This is a genomic window from Acidianus sp. HS-5, from assembly GCF_021655615.1.
Classification (GTDB): domain Archaea; phylum Thermoproteota; class Thermoprotei_A; order Sulfolobales; family Sulfolobaceae; genus Acidianus.
In genome coordinates this window covers 1984752-2000562 of sequence record NZ_AP025245.1, presented here as the reverse complement: position 1 = coordinate 2000562, position 15811 = coordinate 1984752, and the positions used below count along the sequence as shown (strand labels likewise).

Below are 15811 nucleotides of genomic sequence, written 5' to 3'. Positions count from 1 at the left end.
AATATCTCGAATAATCTGTATTATACAATCTCCATCAAATCTTATACTATTCTTTTTTTCAGTATTCCAGACAGTCTGCGATATTTGGATCATGCTTTATCCTCCATGATTGATCGGAATTATCTGTATGATATCATTATCACTGACATTATTGCCTATTATCCTCCAATCCACTCCATTAACTAGAATTATGTAACCAGGCTTTATCTCATCTTTATCTATTATAATCCCTGCTTTGTCGACACTTCTTAAAATTTCGAGAATATTATTCCCTTTAATCTCAATCTCCTTTTTATTAAATACTTGTACAAGCGGACCAAAAAATACTACTTTACTCACTCTCTTCTACTACCTCCCCTTCAGATATATTATTCTTTTGGGAAGACATTCTTTTAGCATATCTAGTTAAATATCCCGCAATTCTATTCCTTACTTTCTTTGAATATACATCAATATATTTTTCAACTACTTCTTTATTCTTCGAGTAATCTGTAGTAACTTCATCCTTATATTTCTCATAAATTTCGGCCGAAATTCTCTTAATATCTCTGGTATATATATTTCCCATAAGCTCGCCCGTAGTTATTAACTATTATAAAAATTTAAATTTAGTCTCCTCCCTCAACTTGCTTCTCGTATACGCTTTTCTTTGCTTCTGTTACATCTGCCTCTTTCTTAAATCTCGGCTTCAGTTTTTGTTGAATTAAAGGTAATGTAGTATATTCCATTTCAGTTGGCTCTAGTCTATGAGGCATGAACGGACCATGTCTCCTCATGTAATCTGCTATTTGTTCTGCTAATCTTCTTGTTTCATCAAAAGCTGGATCGTCAAACAGATCACTTGGGCCTACTAATCTTCCGTTTTTTACATTAAATCCTAATCCTATCAATCTTGGAGGACCATCAAATCTAGTAGCTCTAGCATCTCTCTGTGACACTGGCATTAAAGGCCCGTAATGACTTCCTCTCATCCACCCTGGAACTAGATATGGGAAAGAGAACGCTTCTAATGCTTCTCCCAATGCAGGAAAACCATGTTGAACTCTGACAATCATTACGGGATCATCTTTTCCTACATATTTTCCTGCTATAAGATTTAATCTTTCAATTGAAATTACAGATCCTATCATATTGTCTGCTTTCCTGTACACCCTTCTAATTACGTATTGAGAAGGAGTTCCAATTAACGCTAATATATCATATATCTCCTCTGGTGCGTTTAATGTTACTGCCTCTCCTGCATAAACATCCAAGATCTCAAATTTATATCCTTCATGCATTGTAGGATCTATAACTAAACCTGCGGTATTAAATGGATCAGCGAACATTTTATATTGAGGAAAATTAAATGCACCAGGTTCTGTCTTATCGGCCATAAAAATAGCTATTGGTTCTGCAGGCCTTTCTTCTATTTCCATCTCAGCTATTCCAGGTCCCATTCCTTTTAAATTTCCAGAAAATGTATCAGATAACAAATCTTGTCCTGCAGCATACAATCCAAGCTCTTTTGCTACCTTAGTAGCCTCTTTAAACGCGTCCCAAGCAGTTTCATGAACTTTAGTGTCTAACTCGCCTCTGTTATGAGTCATTATAAGCTCCATGTCATCTCCCACATTAGTGATGTAATAATCTATTATTACTCCATTCTTCTTGGCTTCTGCTAATACCTTATTTGCTGCTGCCATAGTATCTGGATGAACTACATGATGTCCAGCTAAGCTTCCTATATCTGCCTTAATTACGCTTATTGTAGTTCTCATAAGAGACATTCTCTGAGTATATTATTAAATTTTTGTTCTACTCTCTACTAACTTCTAAGGAATAATATTCGTTCCTCTCTTTTTGTAATCTATCTAAGTAGCTGCCTAATTTATTAACCCTTGGCCTTCCGGTATCTGCATCTCTCCTGAATGTTATTTGCATTTCTTTAAGAAATTCGTTCATACCTTTTCTTAAACTCGTAGGAGACTTTCCATGTCCTTCCTTTCCAGGAATTCCAACGAATACCATTATCCTATCTGAAATATAATCATGAATAGCTAAGTCATGATCAACTAAGAATGTTACAGCTTTCCTTTCACGCGATATTCTCTTTATTGCTTTAGCCACTATATACCGCTCTTCCACATCTAGATAAGACGAAGGCTCGTCTAAAACGTAAATGTCCGCTTCTTTGGCTAAAGCTCCTGCTATATAAAGCTTTTGAAGTTCACCACCGCTAAGATCTTTGACTTCACTCTCTAATATTCTATGTAGGTTTAGTCTTCTAATAACTTCCTCAAAAAACCATGAGGATGTTGATAATATATCTTTGCTCACGTTCTCTAAATACTGCTGAACAGTACCATCATATTCTGGTAGAAGCTTTTGCGGCTTATATGACAATCTTAAGCCTTCTGGCATTACAGAACCGAAATCTGGAGTTATCTCGCCAACTAACATTCTCATGAATGTGGTTTTACCTATACCATTAGGACCTACTATACCTATCACTTCACCTTCTCTTGCGTCTCCTTCTTCAACGTCTAATGAGAAATCTGAAAGATCCTTTCTTATTTCTGACCACTTCACTCTAACTTTCACGTTCTTAGAAAAATCTAAATCTGTAAGCTCTTTAAGCATAAATTTTATCTCGTCCTGTCTGAACTGAACATTCTCTGCTGGAAGGTAACCGTTTAGGAAGTTATTAATTCCAGTTCTAGCAGAATATAATTTTGAAACTCTACCGTATACGCTACCTTCACCATAAATTATTGATATTAAATCTGCCAAGTAATCTAATACAATAAGATCATGATCCACTAGTGCTACATGCTTATCTTTGGTGAGTTCTCTTATACCTTTAGCCATGTTAAGCCTTTCTCTAACATCTAAATAAGAAGAAGGCTCGTCGAATACATAAACATCGGCTTCACGAAGCAATGCAGCTGCTACTAAAAATTTCTGTAACTCTCCTCCACTGAGAGTTTGAACTGGTTTAGTCCACATATTCTGCATAACTAGAAGTTCTTTTACTTCGTCTATTTTTCCTCTTTCATCAATCTTACCTAATAATTCATTTACATTACCTTTAAGCATCCTGCCTACATATTCAATATATTGAATTTTATGAACAACTTTAAGCTTTTTATTATATAGCTTATAGAAATAATCATACATTTCTTTACCCTTAAATCTGTTTAAAACATCTTCAGGGTTAAGCTTAGCGCTGGGATCTCCAAAATTAGGAATTAATTCACCACTTAATATCCTTAGTATCGTACTTTTCCCAGTACCATTCTTTCCTAGTATACCAATTATGTAACCTTGTTTTAATACAGGTAATCCAAATAATTCAAAACCGTTAACCTTATATCTATGAACAATTTCCCCCGAAAGTTTATCTGGTAAGTTAACAATAGAAATTGCTTCATAAGGACATTTTTTTACACAAATTCCGCAACCTATGCAAGTTTCTTCATAAATGATAGGCTTTCCTTTAACTATATCAGAAAGTTCTATGGCCTTACTGCCCGATCTATTAATTGGACAAAATCTTATACACTCTAAATTGCATTTATCTGGTTTGCAAAAATCATAATTTATTACTGCTACCCTCATTGACATCAATCCTTAAAGAAAATAAAAATTAAAAATTAGCTTTACCATTCATCTTCTTCCCAATCTTCTTCTGTTTCATCTTCCCATTCTTCCTCTTCTAAGTCCTCTTCCCAATCTTCCTCCATCAACTTATACACCGATCAACTCTTATTTGAAAGGTTCTTATAATTTTCTCAAGTAAACCAAAGAGTTATACTTCGACGAAAAAGTGCATGTTATGATCTTAAATAATGCTAAATATCGTCATCAATACATAACTAATTAATTTACAAACAATGTCAAATGACTTTAGTCTACTATATTTACACTGTATGCCCACTATTTAGCTAGAGAACTACACAATTACATGTCATCTACACACGGGCCCGCCGGGATTCGAACCCGGGACCACTAGCTCCGGAAGCTAGCGCTCTATCCTGGCTGAGCTACGGGCCCCTAATTTTTAATCTTATTTAATAATATTGAACTTAATGGATGCTAAAGAAATAGTTGCAAAACAGTCAATTGAGTATATAAAAGATAAAAGAATTATAGGAATAGGCACTGGAAAAACTGCTAGAAAGTTAATAGAAATGATAAGCCAGATATCAGATTTTAAAAATAAATATTACATAGCTAGTTCTATAGATAGTGAAATAGAGCTAAGTAGAAAAGGATTTTCAGTAATTTCATTATTTTCTGGTATTATTCCGGATGTATACGTGGATAGTTTTGATTTCCTACTACGAGATAATAACGGTAAGATCGTACTTATAAAAGGTGGAGGAGGGGCTTTATTCAGAGAAAAATTACTTACAATTAATTCTAAAGAAAAGATCTTTATTGGTGAGATAAATAAGTTAAAAATACCTAAATTACTACAAATTCCAATAGAAGTAGTTCCAGTTTCGTTAAATTATATATTATCTCGCATATCCAATCTAGGATTTAATGTTAAAGTAAGAGAGGGATCAAGTAAAATAGGACCTACAATCTCCGATAATGGTAATATAATTCTTGATATCGAAACAGATATTACGCAAGATTTATGCAAGTTAAATGAGGAAGTGAGTAATATCGTTGGCGTAATAGAAACTGGTATATTTTGTGATTCATATAATACTATAATATTGGCAGATAGTGATGGAAGAATCGAGATTATTAAAAAGAGCTAAGGTTTCTGCAGTACAAGGTAGAATAATAAAATTACGTTCTAAACGCGGATTCTTTTCTACTTATGTGTTTATTGCTAGAAATGAGTCTAGACATAAAGATCACATTTTAAATGAGAACTATTGTGATTGCGACTTCTTTGTTTTTAACAAAATTTATAAAAATAGAAATTTTTGTTACCATATTTTAACATTAAAAATAGCCATGAATAAAGAAAAAATTATTACAGTAGACGTTGAATTAAATGATTTTTTAGAAATAATTAGAGAAATAAGACATGACGGAAAATCATTAAAATTAAGAAAACTGATATACACTACATGAATATAATGGAAATAATGCTAATAGCGACTGTCCTAGTCTTAGGATTAGGGATTGCTTACGTGACTTTCCTGGAAATTCTTGAAGAACCAAGAAAGAAAAAGGTATTAGTTTCTAATAAAAGGAGAAAGAGGGAGTAAGAATGGGAGGTAAGAGGAAAAAGAGAACTAAGATTATTAAACCCAAGCCTAAATTACCAAAAACTTTCGAATGTCCAAGATGCGGTAGGATAGCAATTTCTATAGAGATTAAAAATGGAATTGCACATATAAAGTGCGGTAATTGTGGATTATCCGCAGATATAGAAGTCCCTCAAGTATTCGATGAAGCAAATGCCTACGGCAAATTCATTGATCTATACCTCGACGGAAAGTTAGAAATAAAAGAAAGTGATAAAGAGGAAAGCACAAATGAAGGAGAAGATAAACAAGTACATACAACAACTTAGTGAAGAAGGCGTATTACATTTTTCTCTCATAGACCCTGATAAAATATCTAGCTTAAATACTCTTGAATCCTTGGCAAGAAAATTATACGATGCAGGAACTTCTGCTTTTTTAATAGGTGGAACTCTAGGTGTTTCAAAAGATAAATTGGATAATGTGCTAGAAATCTTAAGTGAATTCAAGATTCCTAAAATAATTTTTCCGAGCAATATAAATTTAATTTCAGAAAAAGCTGACGCGATATTATTTTTATCTCTTCTCAATTCAGACGATATTTACTACATCATAGGAGCTCAAGTTGTTGCTGCACCGCTTATTAAAAAACTGGGATTAGAAGTATTACCTACAGGATACTTAATTATAGGTTATGGAGGTACAGCAGGACACATAGGAAGAGCAAGAGTTATTCCATTCGATAATAACGATTTAGCATTATCTTATGCATTGGCAGCACAATTTATGGGTATGAGATTCCTTTATTTAGAAGCAGGTTCTGGATCTCCAGAGACTGTTAAACCAGAAATGATATCATTAGTAAGAAGATTTACCAACTTAAATATAATAGTAGGAGGAGGTATTAGAAGTCAGGACGATGCAATAAAACTTGCTGAAGCAGGAGCTCACATAATAGTTACGGGAAATATAATAGAAGATAACCCAGAAAAAGCTATAAAAATAATAGAGAGTATTAGAAATTATAGGCGAGTATAATGCCTTCAAGTAAAAAGAAGAAGGAAAATATACCATTAGCCTCAATGGCAGGACTAATAAGGTATTATGATGAAGAGAATGAGAAAGTCAAAATAGATCCTAAAGTTGTTTTAATCGGAAGTATAATTTTAATAGCAGTTATCCTGGTGGTATCTAAGTTAATTCCTCCGCCATAAAGGTATCTTGCATGATTTCAGATTTTTCTGAACTCAAGAAACTAAGGCAGATAGCAGGTTTAACTCAAGCAGAATTAGCTAAGAGAGTGGGTGTCTCGCAATCATTTATAGCTAAGATTGAAAATGGTAAAATTGATCCAAAATTTTCAATAATTAAGAAGATTTATGACGAATTACTTCTAATGATAAACGTTCAGGATACAGCAGAGAAGATAATGCATTCCCCAGTTATTATAGCTCATGAAATAGACGATATAATTAGTGTAGTGAATAAAATGGAAAATTATAATATTTCTCAAATACCAGTAGTCAATAATGATGGAAAATTAGTGGGAATAATTTATGATTATACGCTATTACATAAAATCGTTTCTAGCGATATTAAGAGACTTACTGCATCAAAAATAATGTCTCCGTTACCTCCATTAATTCAGAAAAATGAACCCGTTAACAGAATTCTAAGACTATTTAGTAAATATTCTGTCGTGCTAGTTATAGATGATAAATTGCGCCCACTAGGTATAATTACTAGAAGCGATTTAATAGGATTCTTAGTTAAACATAAATTAGAAGAGCCTCAGTAAGGGGTTACGGGTAAATTCCTGAGGAAACTCCAGCCTCCAGATCAAGGGAAGTCCTGCAAAGGACAAGGGTAGAACCCTTGGCAACTGTACAGAAAAATAACCCCTAAACGTTCAATGAGTATGATTCGAATCTTACCTAGGCAACAAGGTAAGATAGATGAGGAGAATATTTAGGGGATGAAAAACAGTCCTTCCCGGAGCAAGTAGGGGGGTTAATGAGACTGATCTGAAGACCCCCCTTGACGCATAGTCAGATCCCCTTAAATACAGAAGCTGGGTTATTGCTGGGGCTCTTCCTTTAAAAAAGAGTTTTCAATAGCACGAATTTCATATTCACGTTTTCCTCTATAACTGTCTAGAAGTTCCTTATTTAGATCATAAAACGTCTTCCCCCATTTATATAAAGATAAAAGCTTCAAAGATATATCCACAAAATTTAGAATATAAAAGCTCGCAGAAACTGCTTCCAATGAGGATAATTTATAGGGTTTAGCATAATTTATTGGATTACCTGCAAATAGCAAAGGTAATCTTCTAGAGAATTTGGACAGATATTTTCTATAAAATCCTATATCACTTTTATTCCAAGAACTATCTATTACGGTTATACCGTATTTATTAACTATATCTATATCATCTATAGAGATTATTTCTTCGGATAAGGGATTTAATACTACTCCTCTAGGTTTATCAGTATATTCTGCAAGCCTAAACTTAACCATTTTTCTTCCGGTAGATTTGTTCGGATCATCTTCATAGAGTTCTATGACAAAAATTTTCAAAATTACTCGTAAAGTTCTTATAGTGCTATATATTAAAACTAATGGGAGTTTAAAATTGATATCAAACCCTCAGTCTAAAAATGTATCTGCAATAATCTTGATAAATACAGACGCTGGAGGAGAAGAAGAAGTTTACGAAAAATTAAAGGAATTAAAAGAAGTATCAGAAGCTTACATAGTATACGGCGTCTATGATATAGTAGCTAAAATCGAAGCACAGGATATGGATACATTAAGAAATTTTGTAAGTACAACAATAAGGAAATTACCTAAGGTTAGATCTACTTTAACGATGATTATCATGGAAAGCAGCACGATGAAAAAATGAAATATATAATAGGCATAGACGATCATGATTCGCCAAATAGAGGATGCACTACACATTTTGCCACAAATTTAATTAAAATTTTATATAAAAATAAGATAAAATTACTTGATTTTCCTTATTTGATAAGATTAAATCCTAATATTCCATGGAAAACTAGAGGTAATGCCTCAATTAAACTAATAATAGAAAGTGATAGAGACATAAAAGAAATTGCCGATATCATATGGAATACATCAATTGATTATGTGAATAATATTTCGCAAGGACTAAAATATGGTAGGAAGCCTGGAATGGCTATCATAGAATATGGATCGTCGTATATTTTAGAAAATTTTTACACAAAAACAGTTTCTGATGTTATAACCCCAGGTCTTATGGAGAAATATATAGAGAAGTCTAATGCAATAGTTCACGGAAGTAGAGGAATAATAGGTTCATTAGCGGCCATAGGCTTTGATGGAAATTATACATTCGAATTACTTACATATAGAAAAGAAGAAAACTGGGAAAAAGAAAGAAAGATAGATTTGGAAAGTTTAATTGCTTTCGATGAGAAGTTCTTTCCGAGCGTTTTCGCTAATGTAGATTATGTTAAAAAAAGACCGTTAATACTTTCTCATGGAGAGGATCCGGTCTTTTACGGCATAAGAGGAACGGATCCAGAAGTACTACTAAAAAGTCTGAACACGATACAGATAAAAGACGAGGAAATAGAAAACTTCATGATATTTAAATCAAACCAAGGTACTGATGCACATATAATTAAGCCCGGAGATAAAATATACCAAACATTCTACGGTAAAGTGGTTATAAAAAATGTGAAAATTATTCCAGGCGGAGATGTCATCTTAAATACTCAGGAAGGTTTTACAATCTTTATATATAAAGAAACTGGGGAGTTAAACAATGCAGCTAAGCAGTTGCTACCTGGAGATGAAACCGTTATACTAGGGGCTATTAAACCATCAAGCAAATACGACAAAATAATAGATGCCGAAAGATTAGAAGTTTTATCTTTGTCTAAAAACATAGAGTATAGAAACCCTAGATGTCCTGTATGTGAACATTCTACAGAATCCTTAGGTAAAGACAAAGGGTATAGATGCAAAAAATGCGGATATAAGTTCCATTCGAATAAAGAAATTATAGAAAATCCTAGAAGTATCTCTTTAGGAACTTATCAAACTCGGGCATACAGGCATTTGACAAAACCATTATTTTTAGATATACACCATGATGCAGAAAAAGAAACAAAGATATTACATGAAGTATTAAGAATGTTGCTTAAAAATGATTTTAAAGCTAACAACACATCTAGGTGATTATTCTAAGGTCAATTAGAACTTACAAGAGATTAACTCCCCAGTTAATATAAATACTGCTAAAAGGTGGACCGGCCGGGATTTGAACCCGGGACCTCCCGCTTGCAAGGCGGGCGCTCTTCCAGCTGAGCCACCGGCCCATTAAGTTAATTAGAATTTAGGTTTATAAGTTCAACTTCATGAGTTCCACTCCCCACTGTTTCTCTTGGAAACTGTTACAGTAATAGAGAGATTCGAATAAGAAGAAAATTATACAAACTAAATAATTCTTATCTATTTTGTTTTTGAACTTCCAGTTGAAATAAAGGGGTGCCTGTTTTTATCTAGTGATCTCCAGTGGAAATAAAGGGGTAATTTACTCCCCGGTTAAGGCAAAAGTTGTTATAAAGCGTTTTAATGCAAGATAAATAATGTAATGAGTGACATTATAGACGAAGTACTGTCAAGCGTAAAAAATTCCAATATTTTTAAAAATAGACAGTATTTATCGCCTGATTATATTCCAGACGAGCTGCCGCATAGAGAAATTCAAATAAAGAAAATTGCAAGTATTCTGGCTCAAGTTTACAGGGGAGAAAGGCCTAATAATATTTTTATATATGGACTTACAGGAACAGGTAAGACTGCAGTAACAAAATTCGTTTTAAATAAATTATATGACAAAATTAAATCATTTAGGTATATATATATTAATACTAGACAGTCAGATACTCCGTATAGAATTTTAGCTGACATTATAGAAAGTTTTGGTGAAAAAGTTCCGTTTACAGGTCTCTCTACAGCGGAACTTTATCGTAGAATGCTTAAAATCCTTAATGATGAAAACACAATTATTATCATAGTCCTAGATGAGATAGATGCAATGGTTGAGAAACATGGTGATGATATCCTTTATAGGCTAACAAGAATGAATACTGAATTAAATCATGCTAAAGTTTCTTTAATAGGTATAACTAATGACGTAAAATTCGTTGATAATTTAGATCCTAGAGTAAGAAGTAGCCTGAGCGAAGAAGAATTGGTTTTTCCACCATACAATGCAGAAGAATTAGAAGATATATTACATCGTAGGGCTTCATTAGCGTTTAAGGATTATGTAATTTCTGATGAGATAGTGAGATTATGTGCAGCGTTAGCGGCAAGAGACCATGGTGATGCTAGGAGAGCGCTCGATCTGTTACGTGTTGCAGGAGAAATAGCAGAAAGACAAGGTGATATTAAAATAACTGAAGACCATATAGAAAAAGCTAGAATAGAAATAGAAAGAGACAGAGTATATGAAATAATTTCTACATTGCCTTTTCACTCTAAAATCGTATTGATAGCAATTCTCAATGGATTAAAGTTCAAGAATACGTTAACTACTGGTGAAGTTTATGAAAATTATAAGAAATTAACAGAGGACTTAGGTACAGAAAGCGTTACACAACGGCGTGTTAGCGATATTTTAAACGAACTAGACATGGTAGGAATTATAACTGCTACAGTTATTAACAGAGGTAGATACGGTAAAACAAAAGAGGTAAAAATAGCTGTAGATAAATCTACTATAATTAAAGCGTTAAAAGATAACGATGAGAAATTAATTACTCTTATTAAAGTTTAGCTTCTATTAAATCTGTGTTAGTAAGCGGTATAGACGATGGTTATTTTCCATTAACGTATAAAGGCAAGCATGGTAAATGTCCGCTAGTCTCTGTCACGTTTGATGGATTTGAGTTAACTGATATAGATGTGTCGCTCATAACAGTAGACGGCGATGATGCTACAAACGCGTATAAAAATCTTAGGAAAGGTGATATAATTATTCTTGATAGTATAATTGTAGGCGGATTTAATTATATAATTCCAGATAATAATTATATTATATATTATGCTAATAAGCCTGATATTGAAAGTATACTTCATGCAGCAAGAAAGCATTATAACGATCAAAGAGTCAATATTATTCAAGAGTTTTTATCGGATATGATAGCATTATCTACAAAACGTGGTACTGTTTATGTTAATACTGATTTAGATCTTAAAATGGTTAAGGGCATAATTGAGTATTATCAAGTTTTTTCAAAATATCCCGAACCTATAAAATATGCTCATATAATAGGAAAAGCTATAGGTCAATCACAATTAGTTTCCGACTGAAGTTTTTTACTTATTTTTATTCTTTCTTCCCTTTCTTTCAATCTTTCATCAAAAATTTTTCTCTCCTTTTCGCTTGACGGGTTTAATTTTAGAATTGGCCTAGGCTTTCCATTCTCATCTATAGCAACGAATGAGAAAACAGTTGATGTCACAAGCCTTTTTTCGCTGGTATAATGGTTTATTGCGTAAACCTTTCCTCCAACATCTAATGATGTATTTCCCGTGTATTCAACTGCTCCTTGAATTTCTAGAATGTCCCCTATTTTTACCGGAGAAATAAAATCTGCAGGACCTGTGGATACCGTAAAAGCATTTCCTTTAGAGTAAAGTTTTGCCACTATTGCTAAGGCTTCATCTAACATTGTGTACATTTTACCTGCATATAATATACCATTACCGAATCCATGTTCTGGATAAATAGTTCTTATATAATTTTTACTAAAGCTCAAGTCAAGTATATTATCAGTGTCATTCATTGTGTTCTTTTTTCTTTCAAGTCTCTGTATTCTTCTCTTTTCTGCATTTTCGTCTGGAGTAATTTTAATATCGAGTTTTCTTGGTTTATTATTTTCATCTACAGCGACATAAGTCATTAATCCTACAGCTCCTAACTCCTCTTTATCTCCTCTTCTAATACATCCTTTAACTTCGATTTCTACAGAACTGTTCCATGTTGCGTTGGCTTTAGCAATTACTCTTAACACATCACCTAACCTAGCAGGCCTAAATAAGAAAATATAATCTACTGAAGCTAATAGATAATTTCCTTTACTGATACTTGACATTAGAATTCCTGCAGTATCTATTAGCCAACTCATGTAAATACCTCCGTGAAGTGATCCAAAATGATTAGTGTGCCAAGGGAAAACATTATAATAGGTTTCCGTTCTCATTTTTTATCACTTCCAGTAATTTCTTTTAATCTTTCGTCTCCTTTTATACTTTTTATATAGTTATATATGCTACTAGGTACTAAATTTTTCCAATCTTCATTCATTATTATTAATTTTCTTATCAATGTCGAATTATATTTTTCTCTATTGAAAGCAGGAGGAACATCTATTTCGACTCCGGCTTCCTTAAATAATCTTACAACTAATGGATTTCTAGCAAATACCTTTTGGAAAGTTGGTACATACATTTTCACGTGATATGCCCACACGTTATTCATTAAAATGTCAGGAATTGGAATTATATAATATTTGTCTGTAGGAATTCCATATTCTGTTAAGGCTAATCTTATCATTTCTATTCTTTCTCCTGCAGTAAATGGATTATTCAGTGTATGACTCTCTTGTGCACTACCCACTATTATTATTAGTTCGTCTGCACGTTCTAAAGCCCACTTTACTACACTTAAATGCCCTAAGTGGAATGGCTGAAATCTTCCTGGATAGATCCCTCTAAGCAAACATCTTCACCTTCTGTTGCATTAAGTTTTATAGATGCATTCTCTTTATTAATGCCTATTTCTACGAAACCATAACCGTTTTTATATACTAAGAATTCGTTGCCTTCGCTTTCACCGAAAGTATTTACTTTTCTTGCATTTATTATATTATTATTGAAAATAATCTTTACATTTTCGCTTGTAAATGAAATACCACGAATACTGGTAGCAGTATTACCAAAGTGATCTATATATATTACTTTTCCACAAACTATGTTTTTTTCTTTTATATTGTAAGTATATTTCAGTTTAACGAGTTGATCTACCGTTACTTCTGGGCCAAATATATTGATACTGACACCTGCTGACAAGAAACCTGCAGCTGTGGCAAATATATCTCTACCATGAAAAGTTTTAGATATATATTTCGATAAAAATGGTTTTGGATTGCTTATCTCAATAACTTCGTTAATACCGTCTTCCGAAACTGCTGGATATAAAACACCATTATCTGGACCTACGAAGAAATAATTTTTTGTTTTTACTATTATTGCCTTTCTGTTAGTGCCTACTCCTGGATCTATAACTACTAAAAATATTGTTCCTTTTTTAAAATACCTATAAGATGTATATAGCAAGTATGATGCAGCATATATATTAAAATTCTTTGCGTTAGGAGTTACATACGTTATATCTGTTTCGTTATTAATTTTCTTAATCACTGCTTCCATTACTCCATTATAGTTGTCATTTATTCCAAAATCAGTCAGTATTGCTATCGTTTTTCTCGTTTTTAGTCACCAATAATTCTAAGTATGACTTTTTAATTTGTGTTGCTTTTATTTTATACTTTTCAAGAAATAAGTTTACATAATTGATAAGTTTTTCCTCAGTAGAGTTTGGTATTTCGATTTCTATGAATTCTCCAAGATCTTTCACGGTATCCAAACATATTATGAATTCTGAATCTCTTAGAAAAATTCTATTTTTAACTACAGTATATGCTGGTTTAATTCCGAGTTTTTCTAAAATTTTGATAAGATTTTCTGTATTATTCACGGTTACTGTGATTTCTTCTCTAGATTTGCTTAATTTTCCTATTTTAGGTCCTTTATAAGTAAATTCTATTCCTGTATCTGTTTTCCTTATTCTTAGTGCCTCATCGGTTTTTCTGAAATCCCTAAATTCAGTATTAAAATAGATATCCTCTTCAGTTTCTTTCCTTATAAATTGTATACCATCACCTAATAATTTATTATAAAGATCTGTTAGTGTAGGTGATTCAAGTTTTAATTTTACTTCTCTTTCTATTATATCAGTCATTTGCATGTCTACTATTGAAAACTATATAAAAAAGTATGATAAAATCTTTACAATTTCCCCTTCAGTAAAAGCTGTAGAACTATCGCGTAAATACGGATTTTTAGACTATATGGTAGAAAGATATTTACATTTATTCGAAGACGAAGCAGAAGATTTTTTATATTCATGTAATTTTCCATTGAAAAAAAGTATAAGATGTAATACGTTAAAGACAAATTGTGGCGAGTTAGTCTCAAGAATGAGAGATAAAGGTTTTGAACTAGAGAAAGTCAGTTGGTTAAAACATGGTTATGTAATAAAGAGAATGCCATCTAAACCCTCTTTAGGGGCAACAATTGAGTATTTGCAAGGTTATTATTATATTCAAGGATTAGCATCAATGGTTCCCGCTTATGTTCTTAATCCTTCAGCTTCAGATACTGTATTAGATATGGCCGCTGCGCCAGGTGGTAAAACTACTCAATTATCTCAGCTTATGAGCAATAAAGGTCTAATACTTGCAGTGGAAAAATCCAGACTAAGAATTACACCTCTTTTATCAAATATTACTAGAATGAGTGCTCTTAATATTTTACTAATAAGGTCGGATGTTAGAACTTTAGAAAAAACTAAACTTAATTTTGATAAAATTCTTCTAGATGCTCCTTGTTCAGGAGAAGGATTAATTCCTATAGATCAATCTAGAAAGACCAAAACTTCTATTTCGGATTTAAAGAATTTTAGCGCAATTCAGCTCCAGATGATTTCTATTGCATACAAGTTGCTTAAGAAAGGGGGCGATCTTGTATATTCTACTTGTAGTATAGCTCCAGAGGAAGATGAAATGGTAATTAATTTTGCTATCGAGGAACTCGGAATGAAAACCGTGAAAATTTCCGGATATCCTGCAGAAAGTGGAATTATAGATTATAATGGTATCTCATTTAATGAAGAGGTATCTAATTGTATTAGATTTTATCCTCATAAGAATGGAACAGAGGGATTTTTTGTATGCCATCTCAAGAAATGCGAGTGAAAAGTCTCACTATTTACGAATTTCTAGATATTATAGATAATATTTTAGGAAGATTTGATTGCGAGCGTGATGCTATTTATAACTACTTTTCTAAGTATCATGTATACGAATTGTTAGGAGAGAAATTTTCACAAGTAAGCATATCTACATCAGATTTTACTGATATTATTAGTAAGATATCAGAAATAGATTTATATCCATATATGATAGGTACTCCAATTTTAAAGATATTTAACTCAAGAAAGGTACTTCCTTTAATACCTCTTGGTAATATACTCGCTATGTTTTGTAAAAAAACTATAAGATTAAATGAAAAAATTATAAATAAATTAATTTATGGCAATACAGTAAATATTAATAAAAAAATTACTTTTGATAGAGCAATAGTGGTAAATAAATATGGAGAATTTATTGCATATGTTAAAGTTAAACGGTTCGAAAATAGTACGCTGATAATACCAGAATTAGATATAGGATGGTATTTAAGGAAGGGTGGATAAAATATATAATAGTAGTTGT

22 protein-coding genes, 2 tRNA genes, 1 other RNA gene and 1 pseudogene are annotated in these 15811 nt (G+C 32.5%); 14 read left to right on the top strand and 12 right to left on the bottom strand.

Annotation, left to right across the window (positions count from 1 at the left end):
- Window positions 1-96: 96 nt before the first annotated feature.
- The 6 genes from HS5_RS10855 to HS5_RS10830 all read right to left on the bottom strand — a co-directional run bounded on the left by HS5_RS10855 (window position 97) and on the right by HS5_RS10830 (window position 4035).
- A complete protein-coding gene (locus HS5_RS10855; protein WP_236751402.1) occupies window positions 97-339 on the bottom strand; it encodes a ubiquitin in 243 nt (80 codons plus the stop codon).
- Window positions 332-568 (bottom strand): 30S ribosomal protein S17e, encoded by a 237-nt coding sequence (locus tag HS5_RS10850; protein WP_236751401.1) that lies wholly within the window; start codon window positions 566-568, stop codon window positions 332-334. The genes HS5_RS10855 and HS5_RS10850 overlap by 8 nt, the downstream gene beginning before the upstream one ends.
- Window positions 569-608: 40 nt before the next feature.
- The gene (fbp, locus tag HS5_RS10845; protein ID WP_236751400.1) at window positions 609-1760 is read right to left on the bottom strand and encodes a fructose-1,6-bisphosphate aldolase/phosphatase; all 1152 of its coding nucleotides are present in this window, start codon (window positions 1758-1760) and stop codon (window positions 609-611) included.
- 37 nt (window positions 1761-1797) lie between these two features.
- Entirely contained in the window at window positions 1798-3606 is a 1809-nt protein-coding gene (locus tag HS5_RS10840) for a ribosome biogenesis/translation initiation ATPase RLI (protein WP_236751399.1), read from the bottom strand.
- Window positions 3607-3641: 35 nt separating this feature from the next.
- Window positions 3642-3737, bottom strand: a complete 96-nt coding sequence (locus HS5_RS10835) for a pyruvate dehydrogenase (RefSeq protein WP_196773543.1) — start codon at window positions 3735-3737, stop codon at window positions 3642-3644.
- 223 nt (window positions 3738-3960) lie between these two features.
- Window positions 3961-4035, bottom strand: a tRNA-Arg gene (locus tag HS5_RS10830).
- Window positions 4036-4070: 35 nt separating this feature from the next.
- Between HS5_RS10830 and rpiA the strand changes: the two genes are divergently transcribed.
- From rpiA to rnpB, 8 genes are all read left to right on the top strand, one after another.
- On the top strand, window positions 4071-4754 hold the full coding sequence (rpiA, locus tag HS5_RS10825; RefSeq protein ID WP_236751398.1) for a ribose 5-phosphate isomerase A: 684 nt from the start codon (window positions 4071-4073) through the stop codon (window positions 4752-4754).
- The gene (locus HS5_RS10820) at window positions 4723-5076 is read left to right on the top strand and encodes an SWIM zinc finger family protein (RefSeq protein WP_236751397.1); all 354 of its coding nucleotides are present in this window, start codon (window positions 4723-4725) and stop codon (window positions 5074-5076) included. Before rpiA ends, HS5_RS10820 begins: the two co-directional genes overlap by 32 nt.
- A complete protein-coding gene (locus HS5_RS10815) occupies window positions 5073-5213 on the top strand; it encodes a hypothetical protein (RefSeq protein ID WP_236751396.1) in 141 nt (46 codons plus the stop codon). Before HS5_RS10820 ends, HS5_RS10815 begins: the two co-directional genes overlap by 4 nt.
- Window positions 5214-5215: 2 nt before the next feature.
- The gene (locus tag HS5_RS10810) at window positions 5216-5521 is read left to right on the top strand and encodes a transcription elongation factor (protein WP_236751395.1); all 306 of its coding nucleotides are present in this window, start codon (window positions 5216-5218) and stop codon (window positions 5519-5521) included.
- Window positions 5484-6230: a geranylgeranylglyceryl/heptaprenylglyceryl phosphate synthase gene (locus HS5_RS10805; protein ID WP_236751394.1), complete on the top strand. Its 747-nt coding sequence runs from the start codon at window positions 5484-5486 to the stop codon at window positions 6228-6230. The genes HS5_RS10810 and HS5_RS10805 overlap by 38 nt, the downstream gene beginning before the upstream one ends.
- Window positions 6230-6406: a preprotein translocase subunit Sec61beta gene (locus HS5_RS10800; protein ID WP_236751393.1), complete on the top strand. Its 177-nt coding sequence runs from the start codon at window positions 6230-6232 to the stop codon at window positions 6404-6406. The genes HS5_RS10805 and HS5_RS10800 overlap by 1 nt, the downstream gene beginning before the upstream one ends.
- Before the next feature lie 11 nt (window positions 6407-6417).
- A complete protein-coding gene (locus HS5_RS10795; protein WP_236751392.1) occupies window positions 6418-6990 on the top strand; it encodes a CBS domain-containing protein in 573 nt (190 codons plus the stop codon).
- Window positions 6977-7285: RNase P RNA component (rnpB, locus tag HS5_RS10790), an RNA gene on the top strand. The genes HS5_RS10795 and rnpB overlap by 14 nt, the downstream gene beginning before the upstream one ends.
- Here rnpB and HS5_RS10785 read toward each other — a convergent pair.
- Window positions 7272-7772, bottom strand: a pseudogene (locus HS5_RS10785) (DUF367 family protein); the annotation flags it as partial. The gene rnpB and the pseudogene HS5_RS10785 overlap by 14 nt on opposite strands.
- Before the next feature lie 55 nt (window positions 7773-7827).
- On the opposite strand from HS5_RS10785, the gene HS5_RS10780 reads away from it, so the two are divergent.
- Window positions 7828-8100 carry an Lrp/AsnC ligand binding domain-containing protein gene (locus HS5_RS10780; protein ID WP_236751391.1) on the top strand — a complete coding sequence of 91 codons (273 nt, stop codon included), beginning with the start codon at window positions 7828-7830 and terminating at the stop codon, window positions 8098-8100.
- The gene (locus HS5_RS10775) at window positions 8097-9422 is read left to right on the top strand and encodes a tRNA(Ile)(2)-agmatinylcytidine synthase (protein ID WP_236751390.1); all 1326 of its coding nucleotides are present in this window, start codon (window positions 8097-8099) and stop codon (window positions 9420-9422) included. The genes HS5_RS10780 and HS5_RS10775 overlap by 4 nt, the downstream gene beginning before the upstream one ends.
- A gap of 67 nt (window positions 9423-9489) precedes the next feature.
- On the opposite strand, the gene HS5_RS10770 is transcribed toward HS5_RS10775, so the two are convergent.
- A tRNA-Ala gene (locus tag HS5_RS10770) sits at window positions 9490-9562 on the bottom strand.
- 275 nt (window positions 9563-9837) lie between these two features.
- On the opposite strand from HS5_RS10770, the gene HS5_RS10765 reads away from it, so the two are divergent.
- Window positions 9838-11028, top strand: a complete 1191-nt coding sequence (locus tag HS5_RS10765) for an orc1/cdc6 family replication initiation protein (RefSeq protein ID WP_236751389.1) — start codon at window positions 9838-9840, stop codon at window positions 11026-11028.
- A gap of 14 nt (window positions 11029-11042) precedes the next feature.
- A complete protein-coding gene (locus tag HS5_RS10760) occupies window positions 11043-11564 on the top strand; it encodes a DUF99 family protein (RefSeq protein ID WP_236751388.1) in 522 nt (173 codons plus the stop codon).
- On the opposite strand, the gene HS5_RS10755 is transcribed toward HS5_RS10760, so the two are convergent.
- Genes HS5_RS10755 through cyaB form a run of 4 tightly spaced genes read right to left on the bottom strand, consistent with a single transcriptional unit; the run spans window position 11540 to window position 14277 of the window.
- Window positions 11540-12457, bottom strand: coding sequence for an acyl-CoA thioesterase (locus HS5_RS10755; RefSeq protein WP_236751387.1), 918 nt, complete (start codon window positions 12455-12457; stop codon window positions 11540-11542). The genes HS5_RS10760 and HS5_RS10755 overlap by 25 nt on opposite strands.
- On the bottom strand, window positions 12454-12975 hold the full coding sequence (locus HS5_RS10750) for a nicotinamide-nucleotide adenylyltransferase (RefSeq protein WP_236751386.1): 522 nt from the start codon (window positions 12973-12975) through the stop codon (window positions 12454-12456). The genes HS5_RS10755 and HS5_RS10750 overlap by 4 nt, the downstream gene beginning before the upstream one ends.
- A complete protein-coding gene (locus tag HS5_RS10745; protein ID WP_236751385.1) occupies window positions 12930-13685 on the bottom strand; it encodes an SAM-dependent chlorinase/fluorinase in 756 nt (251 codons plus the stop codon). The genes HS5_RS10750 and HS5_RS10745 overlap by 46 nt, the downstream gene beginning before the upstream one ends.
- Window positions 13686-13716: 31 nt before the next feature.
- Entirely contained in the window at window positions 13717-14277 is a 561-nt protein-coding gene (cyaB, locus tag HS5_RS10740) for a class IV adenylate cyclase (RefSeq protein WP_236751384.1), read from the bottom strand.
- 4 nt (window positions 14278-14281) lie between these two features.
- On the opposite strand from cyaB, the gene HS5_RS10735 reads away from it, so the two are divergent.
- Together HS5_RS10735 and HS5_RS10730 are read left to right on the top strand one after the other, a co-directional pair.
- Complete coding sequence (locus tag HS5_RS10735; RefSeq protein WP_236751383.1) at window positions 14282-15292, top strand: RsmB/NOP family class I SAM-dependent RNA methyltransferase; 1011 nt, start codon at window positions 14282-14284, stop codon at window positions 15290-15292.
- A complete protein-coding gene (locus tag HS5_RS10730) occupies window positions 15289-15792 on the top strand; it encodes a hypothetical protein (protein ID WP_236751382.1) in 504 nt (167 codons plus the stop codon). Before HS5_RS10735 ends, HS5_RS10730 begins: the two co-directional genes overlap by 4 nt.
- Window positions 15793-15811 lie beyond the last annotated feature (19 nt).